Genomic DNA, 17,744 nt, shown 5'->3' on the forward strand with positions numbered 1-17,744 from the left:
GGAACCTTGGGCCCGAACCTGCCGTTGAAGCGGGCAAAGGAGTTCGAAATGCGCAAGATACTGATCGGAACGGCGACGCTCGCGATCGCCGCCATGACAACCGCCTACTCGCTCCCCGCAGACGCGCAGGGACGTGGCAATGGCAACGGAAACGGAAACGCCCAGGCCGAACAGCGCGGGGGCGGCAACGGCAACGGAAAGGGCAATGCCAAGGCCGATCGCCGTGGCGGGCCCTCGATGGAGGCGCGCGCGCAGCAGCGCGGCAACGGCAACGGTAACGGCCAGGCGAAGGCCGATCGCCGCGGCGGTCCGCCGGTACAGGCGCGCGGCAACGGCAATGCCGGTGCGCGCGGCAATGGCAATGCCGACGCACGGGCCTATCGCACTGCCGACCGCGACTATCGCGGCCGCGATCGCGATTACTATCGCACCGACGATCGCTATCGCGACAATGACGGCCCCTTCTTCGCCCGCGATCGCGACGGCAATCCGGGTCTGATCAACGGGTGTCCCCCGGGCCTTGCCAAGAAACGCAACGGCTGCCTGCCTCCCGGCCAAGCGAAAAAGCGCAACTACGATGCCGGCTGGTTCGGCCTATCGGGCAACGATTACCGCTATCGCGACGGATACATGGTCCGTTACGGTGACAGCGGCATTTCGGGCTACATCCCGCTGCTCGGCGGCGCGCTGTCGATCGGCCAGCCCTGGCCCGGAGATTTCGGCGTCTCGCGCGTGCCCAGCTATTATCGTTCCTATTACAATCTGGGCGACGATTACCGCTATTACGACAACACGCTGTACCGGCTCGATCCCGAAACCGCCGCGATCACCTCGATTGCCGCGTTGATCACCGGCGACGACATCACCGTCGGCCAGCCGATGCCGGCGGGCTACGACGTCTACAACGTGCCGATGGGCTATCGCGATCGTTATTACGATCGTCCCGACGCGCAGTACCGCTACAGCGACGGCTATATCTATCAGGTCGATCCCGAAACCCGGCTCGTCGCCGCGGCGATCGAATTGCTGACCTGAGCGGAAGGGGAGAAAAGACCATGAAGAACACGATCTGGCTGGCGTCGATCGCCGCGACCGCGCTCGCCCTCGGCGGGTGCGAGCGCGTCGAGGACGGCGAAGCCGCACCCGCAACCGAGAACACCGCCGACCAGACGCTGACCGCGTCGATCAGCCAGGCGGACGGCCTGTCGACCGTGGCTGGCGTCATCACCGAGGCGAACCTCGCGTCGGTGTTCGACGGGTCCAGCGCCTATACGGTGCTGGCGCCGACCGATGACGCCTTCGCCGAACTGGGCGATGCGGCCGAACAGCTCACGCCCGATGGCGACACCGCGCCCATGATCGCCCTGCTGCGCAATCATATCGTCCCCGGGCACCTGCGGCCCGACGACCTGCGCACCGCGTTGGCGGACGACGAGGACGGCGAAGTCGAGATGGCCAGCGTCGGCAGCGACCCGGTGACTTTCAGGATGGACGGCGACACGCTCGTCGCACGCGGCCCTGACGGAGCGCAAGTCCGCCTGCTGGTCGATCGCGCGGTCGAGGCCAATAACGGCGTGCTGATCCCGGTCGACGGCATCCTGCGGCGGCTTCCGACGGCCACCACCGCCAGCCGCTGACCACCGAACCGAACGCACCAGTGAAGCGCGTCGTGGCTAGTAGTCGCGGCGCGCTTCGAGGTTCAGGCTCTGGCCCGAAATGGTCGAGATCGAAGCCAGCAGCGAGAGCCAGCTGGTGATCCGGAACTCGAGCTCGGTGGCGCTGTAACCGCGTCCGTCGGTGATCAGCTCGGCGTAGAAGCGATCGCCGAAATACTTGCCCACCGCGACCGCCGTGCCGCGCCCGATCGTCGGGTCCGAGCCGACCACGCGCAGGCGATCGAGCCCGATCGCGCTGCGCAGCGAGTTGATCGGATCGAGCCCGCCGCCGCCGCGCAGGCTCGCCAGCGCCGCACCCAGCTGGAGCGCTTCGGGGGCCGAGATGTCGGTCACCGAGTCGCCGAACAGCAGCCGCGACAGGACTTCCTCGTCCGACAGCCCGCTGGGCGAGGAGAACGCGATCTGCGGGCTCTGCGCGGTGCCGGTGATCGAGACGGTGGCATCGACCGCGCCGCCATCGTTCTCGGCGACGATGCTGAGCCTGGGATTGGGTGGATTGCTGCCGGTGAAGTCGATCCGGCTGGTCTCGCGCAGCTCGAACCGCGCGCCGGCGAACGAATAGGTCCCGCGCACCAGAGTCGCCTGGCGGTAGATCTGCGGCGCGTCGACGGTCCCGCGCAGGCGGATATTGGCGGCCCATTCGCTGTCGAGGCCGAGCCCGCGCACCTCGATCTGGTTGTCGGCCACCGCGTCGATCAAATAACGCCACGGGCCCGAACGGCGGCGCGGCGGGGCGATATCGGCGCGCCCATTGATCTCGCGCGTGGCGATCTGTGGCAGGCGTTCGCGCGCCGGCCCGGCCCCGAGTTGCCAGCGTGCCCGGTCGATCCGCAACCGGCCCGCAATGGTCCCGCCATTGCCGTCGGACACCACGCGCAGGGGGCCGGTGACGGTCGCACCGAGATCGTCGCGTTCGAGCAGCCGGGCATTGTCGGCGGCAAGCTTGAGGTCAATCGTCGGCAGCCGCTCGCCGAGACCCGACAGGTCGATGAAGCCCGACCCGCTGACCGTGCCGCCATTGGGCGCACGCCCCGAGAACCGCCCGATCCGCAGCCGCGCGCCGGCGAAGCGACCGCGCACCCGGATCGAATCGACATCGGTCCCGGTCAGCGCGCTCTGCAGCCGCAGGTCGTCGCTGGCGAGCGACCCGGCGATTGAAGGATCGCGCAGACTGCCGGAGAAGTTCGCGGCGACTTCGAGCGGGCCGGTGAGGTCGAACAGTTCGACCGCGATCAGCCGCCACAGCGCCGAAGCCGGTCCGTTGTAGCGCAACTGCGCATCGAGCGCGCCGCGTTGCAGGCGATCGGGCAGGTTGCCACTGCCCGGCAGGTTCGCGATCCGCCCCTGCAGCCGCCCACGCGTGCGGCCGTCTTCGCGGATCAGCGCACGCGTCTCGAGCCGCGTCGGCGAAAGGTCCGCCGCCAGGAAGAGATCGATCGGGCGCGAGGTGACGACGAGGCCGGCGCGGCTCAGCCCCTCGACCTTCACCCTCGCGTTGCCGACCGGGATCCCGTTCGGGCCGACCTCGTAATTGACGAGCCCCGAGATCTGCCCGCCGAGCCCGAGATCGGCGACTGCGATATCGGTGATGTTGAGCGGGAGTTCGTCTAGCGCGAGATCGAGCCGGGTTCCGTTCGCGGCACCGAAGCGGCCCGAGGCGATCACGCTACCCCCGGCATAGGAAATCTGCGACCGCTCGAGCTCCCAGCCGCCACCATCGAGGCGATTGAGCACCGCGCGCCGCGGCATCGCGATGCGGCGACCGGCATAAGTGCCCTGCAGCGCGAGTGCGATCCTCTCGGGCGCGACGCGACCGTCGAAATTGAGCGCGAAACGACTGCCGCGCCGCCCGGCGACGAGCCCGGTCACGCTGCCGCGCCCGTTGCGCAACGCCACGTCCGCCTCGGCCCGGCCGAGGAACAGATTGCCGCGCGATACGCCGGCGAGGTCGATCTCGGCATCGATCGAGGAAGCGCCCTCGGCGAGGACTCCACGCGCCTCGACCGTGCCGCGCGCGATCCGCACGGGGGTTTCGCCGCCGAAACTCGCATTGGCGGCGCGCAGGTTCGCACTGAAGCTCTGATTGCCCTCGAGCGGCAAGAGCTGGATATTGCCGGTGAGCCCGCCGCCGGTCAGCCCGATCATGCCCCGCGCGATCCCGTCCTCGATCTCCACCGTGCCCTCGCCACGCGTGTCGGCGACGGTGAGCTCAGCGACTTCGATCCGCAGCGGCCCACCCTCGGGTGCAAAGAGATCGAGGTCGCCGCTGAACGGTCCGAGCAGCGAATTGCCGCTGGTCTGGATATCGAACCCGTCCTCGATCGGCGAAAGCGCCACTCGGACGTCCTTCAGACCGGCGGCGGGCAACGGATCGGCGAAGACCAGCTCGGCCACCGGTCCCGCGTCGTCGAGCCGTGCATCGAAGGTGAAGGGTCCGTACTGGACGTGGCGGCCGTCGCCCGCGAGTTCGGTGTTTCCGTTCGCCAATCGCCGACCGGAGGCCGTCAGCGAAAGCTTCTCACCCTTGAGTGCGAAATCGTCGAACAGGATCGGCAGGCCTGCGCCGAGGCGGACGTTGCCGTCGAAATCGAGCCGAGGCCCGGCGAGGTTCGCGAGCGTCGCATTGGCGACTTCGGTGATCGCCCCGTCGAGCGTGGCGGACAGCGTCCATGCGCGGGCGCCGCCGATCTGCAGGTCGATCCGGGCACGGCCGCCCGCACGCCCGATATTGTCGATCGCCAGGCCGTTCGCGCGCGCCGGCCCCGTCAGGCGATAGGTACCGCTGCCGATATCGCCGCGCAGTTGCAGGTCCGCGGAGAGCCCCGGTGCGCGCAATGCGAGATCATCGGACAGCAGGCGACCGCCGGTATAGGTGAGCGTACCCGCAGCTACGACCGGATCGAGCCGTGGATCGACCTGCGCGAGCCCGGTCACGATCCGCTGGGCGCGCGCTTCGAGCGGTACGACCACGCGGGTCCCGTCCCACGTCGCCGTCCCCGACTGGGTCAGCCCGTCGAGCACGTAATCGCCCGCAGCGATCCGTCCGACCGAGAGCGCATGCTCGATCTCGAGATCGCGAAACGCACCGTCGAACGTCGCGGACAGGATCGTGTCCTCGAACGCGACACTGTCGGACAACAGGTTGGGATCGGTCAGCCTGGCATCGAGTGCAAGATCGTCGAACCGGTTGTCGGCGAGGTCGATCGCGCCTTCGGCCACCCCCCGCACTGCTGCGCCGGCGATCTGCGCACTGCCCTCGAGCACGCTGTCGGCGAGCGAACCGACCGCGCGCAGGCTGACCGTGCGGCCGAGTGCGCGCGAGGGCAACCCGGTGAGATTGTCGCGCGGATCGACCTGGCCGAGAAGTTCGTAGGTCTCGCCCTGTTTGGTGAACCTGATCGCGGCCAGCCGCTCGTCGGCCTGGGTCGCGTAGATCCCGCCGGTCCAGCGCTCCCACGTACCGTCGCCGAATACCTGCACCCGCAAGTCCTCGCGCGCCCCCGCCAGCCCGGCGAGGAAGCCGCCCGCCGGAGCATTGTAGTCGAGCCGGAGGTTGTAACGGTCCGCATCGGGTTCGCTGTCGAGCAGGAAGGCGAGATTGTCTTCGCCGCTGATATCGGCGCGTGCATCGACATAGGCGCGCCCGTCGCGAATGTCGGCCTTCAGCACCGCGTTGACGACCTGGCTCTCGCTTCCGATCACCCCTGCGGCGGCGGTGAAATCGACCAGTTCGAGCCGGTCCACCCGGATATCGAAATCGGGCAGGATCGGCGCGTCCTCGTCACCGGGCAGGAGCTCGGGCGAGCGCAGGAAGGTGCCGCGATAGGCGACGAGCTTGCGCACATCGAGGCCGCTGGTGAACCAGCTGAAGGGTCGCCAGTCGAGCTCGACCAGCGGGATTTCGAGGAACTTGCCTTTGGGATCGGACAGGACGACGTCGTGCAGGGTGGCCTCGCCGTAGAGGTCGCCATCGATCCGGCCGATCTCGATCTGGAGCCCCGAAGCGGGCGCGATCTCGGCGATACGATCTGCCACGAAGCGCTGTCCGAAGGGCGAATTGAGCACCGCCAACGCGGCGAGGACGGCGAGGACGAGCGCGCCGAGCGTGACCACTATCCACTTCGCGACCCGCGCCGGGATGGGGAGTTTCCGCGCCGCCATCAGAACGCCTGGCCCAGCCCGACATAGACCGCGACCGGGCTGTCGCCTTCGCGCCGGTTGAGCGGCACGCCGACATCGACCCTGATCGGTCCGAAATTGGTTTCGTAGCGCACGCCGACGCCCGCCCCGATGCGGATGTCGCTGAAATCGGGGGTTGCGCCGCGGTCGACCGAGCCGGCGTCGACGAAGGGCACCACCGACAGCGCGCCGGAGAAAAGCGGCGTCCCGATCCGTGCCTCGAGGTTGATCTCGGTCAGCGAGCGCCCGCCCGAGGGTTCGCCGAGCATGTCGCGGGGCCCGATCCGCTGGTAGCCATAGCCGCGCACCGAATTCGCCCCGCCGGCATAGAAGCGTCGCGAGGGCGCTATAGATTGGATGTCGGCGCCGGGGATGGAGCCGAACTTGGCGCGGCCCGCGAGCACGATATTGTCGGACAGCGAGAAATAGGCCCGTCCATCGAGCCACATCCGCGCATAGTTCGACTGCACGCCATCATTGCGCGAGGTTTCGGGCGAGACGAATGCGCTCAGGCGGAAGCCGGTGGTCGGATCGAGCAGATTGTCCGAACTGTCGAGCGTGGCGGACAGCGGCAGTGCCGCGACGAAATAGGTTTCGCGCGGAGCCATGGTTGGTCCGGTGAGCGAGCCTTCGCGCTCGCTGGTGGCGACCGCCTCGAACCCGACCGACCAGTACCACGGCTTCTGGAACAGCAGCGTGGTCTCCTTCTCGAACCGCGCGAGCAGCGCGGCGGTGGTGGCCTCGAAGGCGTCGCGCTCGATCGTGGTCCCGTAGAGATCGATCGAGAGAACCTGGTCCCGGCCCATGAAATTGTTCTTGCGGAACAGCACCCCGGCGAGCTGCTCGCGGGTCCCCGCCACTCCGCGCACGCGCAGCATGCCTTCGGGCGGAAACAGGTTGCGATGCTCCCAGCTGCCTTCGAGCCTGAAACCGTCCTGGCTGTCGTAACCGATCGCCCCCGCCCAGGTGCGCAGCGGCGCTTCGGTCATCTCGACATCGAGCACGACCTCGCCCGGTGCCTCGCCCTGCGGGGCGGCGGTTTCGCGGGGGGTCACGGTGACCGAAGAAACCAGCCCGGTGGCCAGGATCGCCTGGCGCAGGTCCTGGACGTCGGAGCGCATAAAGAGCTCGCCCGGATCGAAGCGCGCGATTCGCTGGAGGTGGCGGCTCGAGAGGAAATCCTCGCGGTTCGAATTGACCCCGGCGAAATTGTACTTGCCCCCCGGTGCGACCGGCACGGTCAGATCGCCCTCGACCCGCTCGTGATCGATCAGCAGCGAAGGTTCGCCGACATCGGCGAAGGCGTAGCCGCTCTCGCCGAGTTCGTAGGTGAGCCCGGCGACTGCGTAGACGATATCGTCGCTCTTGACCGCATCGCCGACTTCCAACGGATCGAGTTCGTCGATCGAGACGAGCCCGTCACGCAACCGGCGCTCCTCGCGAGGGGTGATCTCGTCGGAGCTGTCCTCGCGGCGCACGCCGAAGCTTGCTCGAAGGTGGGGGTAATCGCTCCCGGTCTCCGCGAGATCGCCAAAGTCGATCGCCCCAAAAAGGTATTGCTGTCCCGGGACGATATCGAACCGGATTCTCGCGCCCTCCCCGGCCGGATCGCCAATCGGCGCGGCGGCGACGGTGCGGAAGATCTGGGCGTCGTAATAGCCGTAAATGCGCAGCAGGTCGTCGAGCAGTTCACGGTCGTTCGCCGCGCGCGCATTCAGCTGGGCGATGGTCGAATCGTCGCTGTCGAGCTCGACGATCGAGGACAGCGCACGAAACCGCTCGAGGAATTCGGTGCCTTCCGGGAATCGGTCGCCGCCGGTCGGGAAGACGAGCGTCAGCGTGTCGTTGATCGCGAACTCCTCCCCGCTCGCGACCAGCGGTTCGACGATTGTGTCCGCCTGAGCTTCTTCGAAGGCGGCAGCGAGTTCGGGATCGGGTTCGATCGGGTCCGGGCGGGCGAGTTCGAACGGCGGTTCGGGCCACTCGACCGACAGGTTCATCTCGGGCAGCGGCGCTTCTGGGTCGACCCGCTCGCCGTCGATTTCCTCGCCGGACTCTTCCGCCTCGGCCCATTCTTCCGGATTGTCGATCGCACTGTCGGGGATCAGCGCTTCGAGTTCGTCCTCTGTGTCGCGATCCTGCGCCTGCAGAGGGGTCGCGGCGAAGCCCAGCGCGAACAGCGCCGCCGCCAGCCAATTGGTTCGGAACCGGTCAGGCGTCCGCGTGAATGGGCGCGCCACCTGCGACGCCGTCCTTGTCCTTGCCACCGAACATGAATCCGTCGCCGTGCGGCTTGCAGGCTTCGGCGATGAGCTCGGCCTGGCGGGTGGGGGCCATCGGTTCCCAGCCATTGGGACCAAGCAGTTCGAGCGGGCGGAAGCGGACCTTGTACTGCATCCGGGGTGCGCCTTCGACCCAGTATCCGAGATACACGTATCCGAGCCCCTGCGAGGCGGCGCGCTGGATGTGATCGAGGATGATGTAATTTCCAAGCCCGCTGCGATCTTCACATTCGGGGTCGTAGAAACTGTAGATCATCGAGAGCCCGTCGCCCTGCCTGTCGGTCAGGCAACAGCCCACGAGCTTGCCAGGTTCGACCCCGTCACCCGGCTCGCGATATTCGATAACACAACTGGTTACCGGCGTATGCTCCACCATATCGGCAAAATCGACTTCGTCCATCTCATTCATCCCGCCGCCCGGATGGCGCGCGGAGAGATACTTGCGCAGGAGTTCGAATTGTTCGGCAGTCGCCCACGGGCGGCACTCGCTCGCCACGAGGTCGGCATTGCGCTTGATATTGCGTTTCTGGCTCGTGGACGGCTTGAACTGTTCGGCCACCACGCGAACCGAGACGCAGGCCCGGCAATCGAGGCAGGAGGGACGATAGGCGACCGTCTGGCTGCGACGGAAACCGATCCGGCCGAGTGCTTCGTTAAGCGCATCCGAATTCGGCCCCGACAATTCGGTGAACACCTTCCGCTCGGTCTTTCCCGGCAGGTACGGACAGGGCGCGGGGCTCGTCACGTAGAAACGGGGAAAGCGAACGGGGGCGGTCACGGTTCGGGGCACCTCTTCCAGTCAATCCGGCGGCGGGGCGAGCCCCGCGCTCGACGACGTTTATGTCGTCCAACATGGAGTGTTTAAAGGGGATTAACCACGAAAATTTTCAAATCGGCAAGAATTGCGGGTGGGATCGAGGGCGGCGAGCCAAACCGTGCCGAAGCTGGACGGAACCCGACCGGCGCACTCCCGGTGCAGGGATCAATCGGTCCTCTGGTCGATCTCCACCCGGCTCACCGAATAGCCCGCCTCCCGTAGACTCGCGACCAGCGCGTCGAGCTGTTCGGCGTCGCGCGCCTCGCACTCGATATCGGTCATCGAATCCTTCGCCGGCAGCGAGGTGAAGACGCGGTGGTGGATCACCTCGATGATGTTGACGTTGCGCTCGGCAAACAGCTTCATCACCTGGTAGAGCGCGCCGGGCCGGTCGATCAGCATGATCCGCAATCGCGCATATCGCCCGCTCCGCGCAAGGTCGCGCAAGAGCACGTTGGCGAGCAGGCGTGTATCGATATTGCCGCCGCAGAGCGGGATGCCGACATTGCGCCCGGCGAACTTCTCGCGATGTTGCAGGACGGCTGCCAGGCCGCTCGCCCCGGCGCCTTCGGCCACGGTTTTCTCGATCGTCAGCAGCAGCGCGATCGCGCTTTCGATATGCCCCTCGTCGACCAGCAGCAGGTCGTCGAGCAGATCGCGCAGCACCTCGCGGGTGAAATGTCCCGGTTCCTTGACCGCGATGCCTTCGGCGATCGAATCCCCCCCGATCGGTAGGTCGGTGCCGTTGAGCGTGTTGTAGAGCGCGGGATAGAGTTGCGCCTCGACCCCGATCACCTCGATCTCCGGCCGCAAGGCCTTGGCCGCCGTGCCCATGCCCGAGGACAAACCGCCGCCGCCGATGGGGATCGCGAGCATGTCGAGCTCGGGCGCGTCCTCGAGCATTTCGAGCGCGACCGTGCCCTGTCCCGAGGCGACCTGTGGATCGTCGAAAGGATGAACGAAGGTCAGCCCGCGTTCGCGTTCGAGTTCGCGCGCATGGGCGTAGGCTTCGTCGAAGGTCTCGCCGAACAGCTCGACCTTGCCGCCGACCATCTCGGTCTGGCGGATCTTAATCGTCGGGGTCGATTTCGGCATCACGATCGTGACGGGAATGTCCTGCCGGGTGCCGTGATAGCTCAAACCCTGCGAGTGATTGCCCGCCGAGGCCGCGATCACCCCGCGTTTGGCATCCGCCGGATCGAGCTGCAGCAGCGCGTTCAATGCGCCGCGCTCCTTGTAGCTCGCGGTAAATTGGAGGTTCTCGAACTTGAGCCAGATATTCGCGCCGGTGATTTCGCTGAGCGTGCGCGAATGCCGGGTCGGCGTACGGACGACCTGCCCCTCGATCCGCTCGGCGGCCGCGCGGATCGTCTCGAGGCTCAGCCCCTCATGTGTTTTATCGTCTCCCATGGCAGCGCGGGTAGCGCAAAGCCCCGCCCGCGCCAACGCATGATCGGGCCGCATCGCTTGCAAGTACCGCCGGGCGCATGCAAAGCCTCGCCGCATGGGAGACGGAAAGCGCATCTTTTTCCTCGGGCTCGGCCCGATCGGCGGCGCCATCGCGCGCCGGCTTGCCGCCGCCGGCCACGAAGTGATCGTCTACGATCGTAGCGACGACCGCGCCGATGCCTGGATTGCCTCCGATGACAGCGGCGCGATCCGCGTTCCGACGCCTGCCAGCGGGGCCGAAGGCGCCGATGGGGTGATCGCCTGCCTCGACCGCGACGAGGATATCGAGGCGATGTTCCTCGGCGAGGACGGCGCGCTGGCCGCTATGGGCAAGGATGCAGTGCTGATCGACCACACGGCTGGTCCAGTCAGCCTTGTGCGGCTTTTGGCGCGGGATGGTTCGGCTCATTGCGTTCACCTTGTCGATGCGCCTGTCGCCTGCGGTCGGGCGGAGGTCGAGAAGGGCACGCTTGCGATCGCATGCGACGGCAGCGAAGAAGCGCTCGCCCTCGCCCGTCCGATCATGGATGTCTATGCCGCGCGCATCATCCACGCCGGCCCGGCAGGATCCGGACAGGCAGCCGCGATGGCGAACCAGGAACAAGTTTGATGGGAGTGAAAAGGTGAAGATGATTCGGGTCGCGCTGGCTGCGCTGGCGCTCGGAATGACGGGTACGGCGGCACACGCCGACACGCTGTTCGACGACGTCCAGGGCATCACTCTCGACGAAGAAGGCAAGATCCAGCGCTTCGTCGCCTTGCTCGTCGGTGACGATGGCCGGATCAAGCAGGTCTTCCAGCGCGGCGAGGAATTGCCGCGCGACGTCGATTTTCGCGAGGATGGCCGGGGCCGCGTGATGATGCCCGGCCTGTTCGACGCACACGTTCACGTGATGGGCATCGGCTTCGGCGCGCTGACCCTCGACCTGTCGCAGACCAAGTCGCTCGAGGAAGCGCAGGCGCTGATCGCGGCCTATGCCGAGGAGTTTCCCGACCGTCCCTGGATCCTCGGTCGCGGCTGGAACCAGGAAATCTGGGGCCTGGGTCGCTTCCCGACCGCAGCCGAGCTCGACGCGGTGGTAGGCGATCGCCCCGTATGGCTCGAACGGGTCGACGGCCACGCCGCCTGGGCGAACAGCAAGGCGCTCGAACTGGCGGGCGTGACCGCCTCGACCCAATCGCCCTCGGGCGGCCGGATCGAACGGCTGCCGGGGACTCGCACGCCCTCGGGCGTGTTCGTCGATGCGGCGATGGACCTCGTGCAAAAGGTGGTCCTGCCGCCGCGCCCGGTCGATCGCGACCTTGCGCTGCAGGCCGCGCAGAAGATCCTCGTGCGCAACGGTATCGTCGCGGTCGCCGATATGGGGACCACGATCGAGGACTGGCAGAGCTTTCGCCGTGCCGGCGATAGCGGCGCGCTCGACATCCGGATCGTGAGCTACGCCGCAGGGATCGACAACATGTCGCTGATCGGTGGCCCCGGACCGACCCGCTGGCTGTATGGCGATCGCCTGCACATGGCAGGTGTGAAGCTCTATCTCGACGGTGCGCTCGGATCGCGTGGGGCATGGTTGAAGGAGCCCTATGCCGACGCACGCGACCAGACCGGACTGCCGCTCGCGACACCCGCGCAATTGCGCAACATGATGAGCCGCGCCTCGCTCAACAATTTCCAGCTGGCGATCCACGCCATCGGCGACGCCGCCAATGCCGAAGTCCTCAACGCGATCGACGATCTCGACGAAACCTACGAGGGCGATCGCCGCTGGCGCATCGAACATGCGCAGATCGTCGCGCCGCAGGACCTGGCGCGATTCGGACAGCTCGGGGTCATCGCCTCGATGCAGCCGCTCCACCAGACATCAGACATGTTCATGGCCGAGGCGCGACTCGATCCCGCCCGGCTCGAGGGTGCCTATGCCTGGGATACGATCCGCGAGAATGGCGGCCACCTCGCCTTCGGGTCGGACGCGCCGGTCGAACCGGCCGATGCCTTCGCCGGCCTCGCGGTCGCGGTCTCGCGCCAGAACTCAGAAGGCGAGCCCTATGGCGGCTGGAGGAGCGAGGAAGCGATCAATTTCGAACAGGCGCTTGCGGCCTTCACCACCGGTGCCGCCTATGCCGCATTCGCCGAAGATCGACTCGGGCGCATCGCGCCCGGCATGCGTGCCGATTTCCTGTTCGTCGATCGCGACCCGACCATGGCCTCTCCCAGCCAACTGCGCGAGACGCGCGTGCTGGAAACCTGGATCGGTGGCCGGAGGGTCTATCGCGAAGCCGATTAAAACGGTATGGGAACGTAACTTAATGGAAACCATTCCCGCCTAGCGCATGGATGTGCGATCCATGGGTCCGCGCGGGAAGGAACGCTGCAAATCGGCAACAGTTCGAAGATTGGGCTGAAATGTAGCGCGAAATTGAAACAGAAGGCTTGTCTTGAGGGTTCGAATCGCATAGAGCCCCAAATCGAAAGAGCTCAAAGGAGACTTTAAGAATGAATATCCGTACTTTCGCCGCTGCCGCTGCAGCGCTGACTCTCACGACCACGCCGGTTCTGGCGCAGGCCGATGCCAGCCGCACCGCCGCACCCGCGGAAGAAGCGGAAGCGGGCTTCGGTTCGTCGAGCCTTCTCCTCATTCTCGCGATCGTCGCGTTCGGCGCCGGCATCTTCGTGCTCGCCGACAACGACGACGACACGCCGGTCAGCCCGTAAGACCGAAGCTAAACGAATTCGAAAGCGGGGCCTTCGTGCCCCGCTTTTTTTGTCTGCATTGTAGGCACATCACCCCCGAAAGTCAGACTTCGACCGGTTGACGCCGTCCATATTGTCGCGCAAATGTTGGCCTGAGCCCGATAATTGGTATTTTCGGTATTATTCAGGCTTTTACTGGCGGTCGTCGTTCATCAGGAACGGTTGATCGCGCACTTGGAACGTTCCCGCGGGTCGCTCCGTTGGAATAGTGAATCCGCACTCGCAGGAGGGAATATGAATATCAAAAAGACACTCATCGCCGGCGCCTCGGCTTCCATGCTGATCGCGTCGCCGATCGCCGCGCAGGCCGATCGCGCCTCGGCTCCGGCCGAAGACAGCGAACAGGTCTTCGGTGGTAGCTTCCTCATTTCCGCGCTGATCGTTGCCGCCGTCGTGGTCGGCATCGTTCTCATCGCCGACGATGACGATGAACCCGTCAGCCCGTAAGGCTCGACGAACTATTGGAATTGAACGCGGGGCCATTCGGCCCCGTTTTCATGTCAGGCGTCGGTTTCCGGCTGGCCTGCGACGTCCTGCCGATCGCGCTTGCGCTCGGACAGGCGCATCAACACCAGCGATCCTTCGAACAGGAGGAACAGCGGCACCGCGAGCAGGATCTGCGAGAACACATCGGGCGGGGTGATGATCGCAGCGACCGTCACGATCCCGACGATGACATAGCGCCGCGCCTTCGCGAGCTGCGCGCGTTCGACGATCCCGGCCCGGTTCAGCAGCAAGAGGAAAACCGGCAGCAGGAAGCTGACGCCGAACACGATGATGAACCGCATAACGAGCGCAAGGTAATCTCCCACCGCGGGCAGCGCCTCGACCGTCAGCCCGCCGCGCTCGCCCTGGAATCCCAGAAACCATTTGAACGCGGTGGGCATGACCACGAAATAGGCCAGCGACGCGCCCGAGAGGAACAGCACGGGCGTCGCGAGCAGGAATGGCAGGAACGCCTTCTTCTCCTTCGCATACAGCCCCGGCGCGACGAACGCCCACAGCTGGTTCGCGATGAAGGGGAAGGACAGCAGGAAGCCCGCGAACAACGCGACCTTCATGTCGACGAAGAATTGTTCGTAGAGCTTGGTGAAGATCAGCTGCCCCTGCCCTTCGGCAAAGGCGCTGCGCAGCGGAAGCACCAGCCAGCCGAAGATCACATCGGCGAATGGCAGGCAAATGGCGAAGCCTATGCCGAGGAACACCAGCGCGCGGACCAGCCTGGTGCGCAATTCGGCGAGGTGTTCGACCAGCGGGGCCTGCGTTTCGTCGAGATCCTTGATCAGCGCCATCAGCCCTGCCCCTCATTGCTGCCCCTGCCAAACGGCAATTGCGGAAGTTCGGACGGCAGCGGTGGGTCGTCGGGATCGCGCGCGGGCTTCGCCTCGGCGCTCTCCGACGCTTCTTCGGGCGGAGCTGCCAGCGGCCGCATTTGCGGTTCTTCGGCCTCGGTCGCCTGGCGCTTATGCATGGGCTCGAACTCGGCGATGTCCTCGGTCGCTTCGGTATGGTCGCGCATGATCCGTTCGTTCTGCGCCTTCCACTCCTTCTCCATGTCCTCCATTTCCGCCTCGCGGATCATCGTGTCGATGCCCGAGCGGACGTGGTTGGACATGCGGCGTATCTTGCCGAGCCAGCGTCCCGCCTGTCGCAAGGCAGCAGGCATGTCTTTCGGACCGATCACCGCGACCGCGACGACCAGGATGATCAGGATTTCGGCGGCGCCGATGTCGAACATGGGCTCTTGTGCCTCGCGGGTTTAGCGCGCGCCCTTGCTGCCGTCCTTGGTTTCGGTCGGCGTCGGCGGAACAGCGCCATCCGAGGCACTCGGCGGCGGGATCTGGCGCGTGGGTTCGGATGGCTCGGACGGCTTGTCCTCGTCGCTCATCCCCTCCTTGAAGCTTTTCACACCCTTGCCGAAATCGCCCATCATTTCCGAAATCTTGCCGCGCCCGAACAGGACGAGGATGACAAGCGCGATAATAAGAAGCTGCCAGACGCTGAGGCCCATGGGAAATTCCTTGTTGGTTCGAAGCCCGATATAGGCGTTCGGCCAGCTATTCGCCAGCCGCGTCCGTATCGGTTCGCGCGAATTCACCGTCGTCGCCGTCGTCCTCGGCGGTCTCGTCTCCGCCCTCAAAATCGAGCGCTTCCATCGCCGCATCGACCGGATCCAGCAGCCCGGCGGCGCGCAGATCCTCTATCCCCGGCAGGTCGCGGCGCGATTCGAGCCCGAAATGGGCGAGGAATTCGGGGGTGGTGAGATAGGTGAGCGGTCGACCGGGCACTTCTCGACGCGGGCCCATCCGTACCCAGCCTGCCTCCATCAACACGTCGAGCGTGCCGCCGCTGGTCTGAACCCCGCGAATCGATTCGATTTCGGCCCGCGTGACCGGTTCGTGATAGGCGATGATCGCGAGGACTTCTGTCGCGGCGCGCGACAGGCGCCGGATCTGCTCTTTTTCGCGCCGCAGCAGGTGCGCGAGATCGGGGGCAGTCTGGAAGAACCACTTCTTGCCGCGCTCGACCAGCCGCACCCCGCGTTTGGCATAATGCGCCTGCAGTTCGGCCAGCGCCGGCTTGACGTCGGCATCGCCGAGATGCGTCGAGATGTCCTGCCAGGTCATCGGCTCCTCGCTTGCGAAGAGCGTTGCCTCGACCGCCCGCACCAACTCGTCGGGGGCGCTCATGCGGCGTTCTTCGCATTGGGCATGGCCCGCAGGCGCAGCGGGCCGAAAATATCTTCCTGCTCGATTTCCGCCTTGCCCATCCGCGCGAGCTCAAGCGCAGCGACGAAGCTCGAAGCGAGCGCCGACTTGCGCAATTGCGGGTTGGCGTGATCGGGCAGGAAATCGCGGATTTCCATCCATTTGACGCTGACACCCAGCATCGAGGACACGCGCGACAACGCGCTGTCGAGCGTCATCACCATCCGCTCGCGCACCATGTGGATCGCCGGCGCAGTGCGCGCCTTCACCTGTCCATAAGCCTGGACGAGCGCGAAGTGATCGCATTTCCACTTGTGCTTCCTGTCGATCCGCAATCCTTCGGGCGCTCCGCGCACGAACACGTCGCGCCCGATCCGGTCGCCGCCCATCAGGCGCGCCGCGGCATCGCGCATCGCCGCGAGCCGCTGGAGTCGCAATTGCAGCCGCAAGGCGAGCTCTTCTGCGCTCGGTTCGTCCTGCTCTTCCTTGGGCAGCAGCAGCGCCGATTTTAGGTAGGCGAGCCACGCCGCCATCACGAGGTAATCGGCCGCCAATTCGAGCCGCAACGCACCCGCACGATCGATATAATCGAGATATTGCTCGACCAGCGCGAGGATCGAGATGTTGCGCAGGTCGACCTTTTGCCGCCGCGCAAGGTCGAGCAGGAGATCGAGCGGCCCCTCCCACCCGTCGAGTTCGAGATAGAGCGCGTCGTCAGGCGTCGGACCGGTAGCGACGCCGTCCCACTCCTCTTCCTCGCCCTCGAACGGTTCGAGCGTCAGGCCATCGAGCATATCGGTCATGCGGCGACCTCGGCGGCATTCAGCAAGGCATCGCGCTTGGCGATAAGGTCTTCGCGCTGAGCGAGGTCTCCGCGCGCGAGATCGGTCGCCTCGAGCGCCCGGTCGAGGCGCTGCATACCCTGGTCCGAGAGCGCCCCGCAGCGTTCGGCAATCCCGCGCATGTCGTCCATGCGGCCCCAGCAATTGAGTACCAGGTCGCACCCGGCGGCGAGCGCCTTTTCGGAACGTTCGGGGATCGTACCCTCGAGCGCCTGCATATCGATATCGTCAGTCAGCAGCAGGCCGTCGAAGCCGATCTCACCGCGTATGATGTCGTTGACCACGGTCGGCGATTGCGTCGCGGGGTGCTCGGGGTCCCACGCCTCGAACACCAGGTGGCAGGTCATCCCGATCGGGTAGTCAGCCAGCGCCCGGAACGGCGCGAGATCGTGTTCGAGCTCTTCGGCCGATGCCTCGACCCGCGGGAGTTCCTTGTGCGAATCGGCCATCGAGCGGCCATGGCCGGGCATGTGCTTGATGCAGCCAGCGACCCCCGCCGATGCGAACCCGTCGAGGATCGCGCGCCCCAGCGCGGCGACGCGCATCGGATCGCGGCCCAGTGCTCGATCGCCGATAACATCGTGCGCCCCGTCCACCCGTACGTCGAGCGAGGGATGGCAATCGACGGTGATACCGGCTTCGGCGAGTTCGAGCCCCAACGCCGTGGCATTGACCCGCGCCGCCTCGATCGCGGTGGCGGGAGCGATATCGTAGAGCCTGTCGAACCGCTCGCCCGGCGGAAAGGCTGGCCAGACCGGCGGCTTCATCCGCGCAACGCGGCCGCCTTCCTGGTCGATGCAGATAAACAGCTTCTCGCGCCCCTGGATCGCGCGCAAATCGTCGGTCAGTGCGCGCAATTGCTCGCGGCTCTCGATATTGCGCCCAAACAGGATGTAGCCCGCCGGATCGCAATCACGGAAAAAGGCGCGCTCCTCGGCAGAGAGCGCGGTTCCGGCAAAGCTGAGGATCGCGGGCGTCATCGCGGAAATGTGCGCCTGTCGCGCGGTTCAGCGCAAGCGCGAGAGCGACGGGAAGTGTG

The 17,744-nt window shown here is 66.1% G+C and carries 16 protein-coding genes; 6 read left to right on the top strand and 10 right to left on the bottom strand.

The genetic code is table 11. From position 1 onward, the window contains the following. Window positions 1-48 precede the first annotated feature (48 nt). Together T8S45_RS08110 and T8S45_RS08115 are read left to right on the top strand one after the other, a co-directional pair. The gene (locus tag T8S45_RS08110; protein WP_322293372.1) at window positions 49-1,035 is read left to right on the top strand and encodes a hypothetical protein; all 987 of its coding nucleotides are present in this window, start codon (window positions 49-51) and stop codon (window positions 1,033-1,035) included. A gap of 20 nt (window positions 1,036-1,055) precedes the next feature. Next, complete coding sequence (locus tag T8S45_RS08115; RefSeq protein WP_322293373.1) at window positions 1,056-1,637, top strand: fasciclin domain-containing protein; 582 nt, start codon at window positions 1,056-1,058, stop codon at window positions 1,635-1,637. A gap of 36 nt (window positions 1,638-1,673) precedes the next feature. On the opposite strand, the gene T8S45_RS08120 is transcribed toward T8S45_RS08115, so the two are convergent. From T8S45_RS08120 to T8S45_RS08135, 4 genes are all read right to left on the bottom strand, one after another. Continuing rightward, window positions 1,674-5,837, bottom strand: coding sequence for a translocation/assembly module TamB domain-containing protein (locus tag T8S45_RS08120; RefSeq protein ID WP_322293374.1), 4,164 nt, complete (start codon window positions 5,835-5,837; stop codon window positions 1,674-1,676). After that, the gene (locus T8S45_RS08125) at window positions 5,837-8,095 is read right to left on the bottom strand and encodes an autotransporter assembly complex protein TamA (RefSeq protein WP_322293375.1); all 2,259 of its coding nucleotides are present in this window, start codon (window positions 8,093-8,095) and stop codon (window positions 5,837-5,839) included. Before T8S45_RS08125 ends, T8S45_RS08120 begins: the two co-directional genes overlap by 1 nt. Continuing rightward, on the bottom strand, window positions 8,067-8,915 hold the full coding sequence (locus T8S45_RS08130; protein ID WP_322293376.1) for an arginyltransferase: 849 nt from the start codon (window positions 8,913-8,915) through the stop codon (window positions 8,067-8,069). Before T8S45_RS08130 ends, T8S45_RS08125 begins: the two co-directional genes overlap by 29 nt. Window positions 8,916-9,119: 204 nt before the next feature. After that, entirely contained in the window at window positions 9,120-10,364 is a 1,245-nt protein-coding gene (locus T8S45_RS08135; RefSeq protein ID WP_322293377.1) for a threonine ammonia-lyase, read from the bottom strand. A gap of 94 nt (window positions 10,365-10,458) precedes the next feature. Between T8S45_RS08135 and T8S45_RS08140 the strand changes: the two genes are divergently transcribed. The 4 genes from T8S45_RS08140 (at window position 10,459) to T8S45_RS08155 (ending at window position 13,602) form a co-directional block, all read left to right on the top strand. Further along, a complete protein-coding gene (locus T8S45_RS08140; protein WP_322293378.1) occupies window positions 10,459-11,013 on the top strand; it encodes an NAD(P)-dependent oxidoreductase in 555 nt (184 codons plus the stop codon). Between the two features lie 19 nt (window positions 11,014-11,032). After that, on the top strand, window positions 11,033-12,688 hold the full coding sequence (locus T8S45_RS08145) for an amidohydrolase (RefSeq protein WP_322295207.1): 1,656 nt from the start codon (window positions 11,033-11,035) through the stop codon (window positions 12,686-12,688). Between the two features lie 209 nt (window positions 12,689-12,897). Further along, a complete protein-coding gene (locus T8S45_RS08150) occupies window positions 12,898-13,116 on the top strand; it encodes a hypothetical protein (RefSeq protein WP_188642409.1) in 219 nt (72 codons plus the stop codon). A 273-nt stretch (window positions 13,117-13,389) separates the two neighbouring features. Further along, on the top strand, window positions 13,390-13,602 hold the full coding sequence (locus T8S45_RS08155; protein WP_188642410.1) for a hypothetical protein: 213 nt from the start codon (window positions 13,390-13,392) through the stop codon (window positions 13,600-13,602). 53 nt (window positions 13,603-13,655) lie between these two features. Here the strand turns inward: T8S45_RS08155 and tatC are convergent, their stop codons facing one another. Genes tatC through nagZ form a run of 6 tightly spaced genes read right to left on the bottom strand, consistent with a single transcriptional unit; the run spans window position 13,656 to window position 17,685 of the window. Next, window positions 13,656-14,447, bottom strand: a complete 792-nt coding sequence (gene tatC, locus T8S45_RS08160; protein WP_322293379.1) for a twin-arginine translocase subunit TatC — start codon at window positions 14,445-14,447, stop codon at window positions 13,656-13,658. Continuing rightward, window positions 14,447-14,893 (bottom strand): Sec-independent protein translocase protein TatB, encoded by a 447-nt coding sequence (tatB, locus tag T8S45_RS08165; protein WP_322293380.1) that lies wholly within the window; start codon window positions 14,891-14,893, stop codon window positions 14,447-14,449. Before tatB ends, tatC begins: the two co-directional genes overlap by 1 nt. 21 nt (window positions 14,894-14,914) lie before the next feature. Beyond that, entirely contained in the window at window positions 14,915-15,166 is a 252-nt protein-coding gene (locus T8S45_RS08170; RefSeq protein ID WP_188642413.1) for a twin-arginine translocase TatA/TatE family subunit, read from the bottom strand. 46 nt (window positions 15,167-15,212) lie between these two features. Continuing rightward, a complete protein-coding gene (gene scpB, locus T8S45_RS08175; RefSeq protein ID WP_188642414.1) occupies window positions 15,213-15,845 on the bottom strand; it encodes an SMC-Scp complex subunit ScpB in 633 nt (210 codons plus the stop codon). Then, entirely contained in the window at window positions 15,842-16,657 is an 816-nt protein-coding gene (locus T8S45_RS08180; RefSeq protein ID WP_407654933.1) for a segregation and condensation protein A, read from the bottom strand. Before T8S45_RS08180 ends, scpB begins: the two co-directional genes overlap by 4 nt. A gap of 5 nt (window positions 16,658-16,662) precedes the next feature. Next, window positions 16,663-17,685: a beta-N-acetylhexosaminidase gene (nagZ, locus tag T8S45_RS08185; RefSeq protein ID WP_322293382.1), complete on the bottom strand. Its 1,023-nt coding sequence runs from the start codon at window positions 17,683-17,685 to the stop codon at window positions 16,663-16,665. Window positions 17,686-17,744 lie beyond the last annotated feature (59 nt).

The sequence above is a fragment of the Pseudoblastomonas marina genome (genome assembly GCF_034374265.1).
Classification (GTDB): domain Bacteria; phylum Pseudomonadota; class Alphaproteobacteria; order Sphingomonadales; family Sphingomonadaceae; genus Alteriqipengyuania_A; species Alteriqipengyuania_A marina.

Coding starts and splice junctions, on each gene's coding strand:
- T8S45_RS08155 (WP_188642410.1), top strand. CDS start 13,390: ATGAATATCAAAAAGACACTCATCGCCGGCGCCTCGGCTTCCATGCTG.
- nagZ (WP_322293382.1), bottom strand. CDS start 17,685: ATGACGCCCGCGATCCTCAGCTTTGCCGGAACCGCGCTCTCTGCCGAG.
- T8S45_RS08180 (WP_407654933.1), bottom strand. CDS start 16,657: ATGCTCGATGGCCTGACGCTCGAACCGTTCGAGGGCGAGGAAGAGGAG.
- T8S45_RS08110 (WP_322293372.1), top strand. CDS start 49: ATGCGCAAGATACTGATCGGAACGGCGACGCTCGCGATCGCCGCCATG.
- scpB (WP_188642414.1), bottom strand. CDS start 15,845: ATGAGCGCCCCCGACGAGTTGGTGCGGGCGGTCGAGGCAACGCTCTTC.
- tatB (WP_322293380.1), bottom strand. CDS start 14,893: ATGTTCGACATCGGCGCCGCCGAAATCCTGATCATCCTGGTCGTCGCG.
- T8S45_RS08145 (WP_322295207.1), top strand. CDS start 11,033: ATGATTCGGGTCGCGCTGGCTGCGCTGGCGCTCGGAATGACGGGTACG.
- T8S45_RS08170 (WP_188642413.1), bottom strand. CDS start 15,166: ATGGGCCTCAGCGTCTGGCAGCTTCTTATTATCGCGCTTGTCATCCTC.
- tatC (WP_322293379.1), bottom strand. CDS start 14,447: ATGGCGCTGATCAAGGATCTCGACGAAACGCAGGCCCCGCTGGTCGAA.
- T8S45_RS08140 (WP_322293378.1), top strand. CDS start 10,459: ATGGGAGACGGAAAGCGCATCTTTTTCCTCGGGCTCGGCCCGATCGGC.
- T8S45_RS08115 (WP_322293373.1), top strand. CDS start 1,056: ATGAAGAACACGATCTGGCTGGCGTCGATCGCCGCGACCGCGCTCGCC.
- T8S45_RS08120 (WP_322293374.1), bottom strand. CDS start 5,837: ATGGCGGCGCGGAAACTCCCCATCCCGGCGCGGGTCGCGAAGTGGATA.
- T8S45_RS08150 (WP_188642409.1), top strand. CDS start 12,898: ATGAATATCCGTACTTTCGCCGCTGCCGCTGCAGCGCTGACTCTCACG.
- T8S45_RS08135 (WP_322293377.1), bottom strand. CDS start 10,364: ATGGGAGACGATAAAACACATGAGGGGCTGAGCCTCGAGACGATCCGC.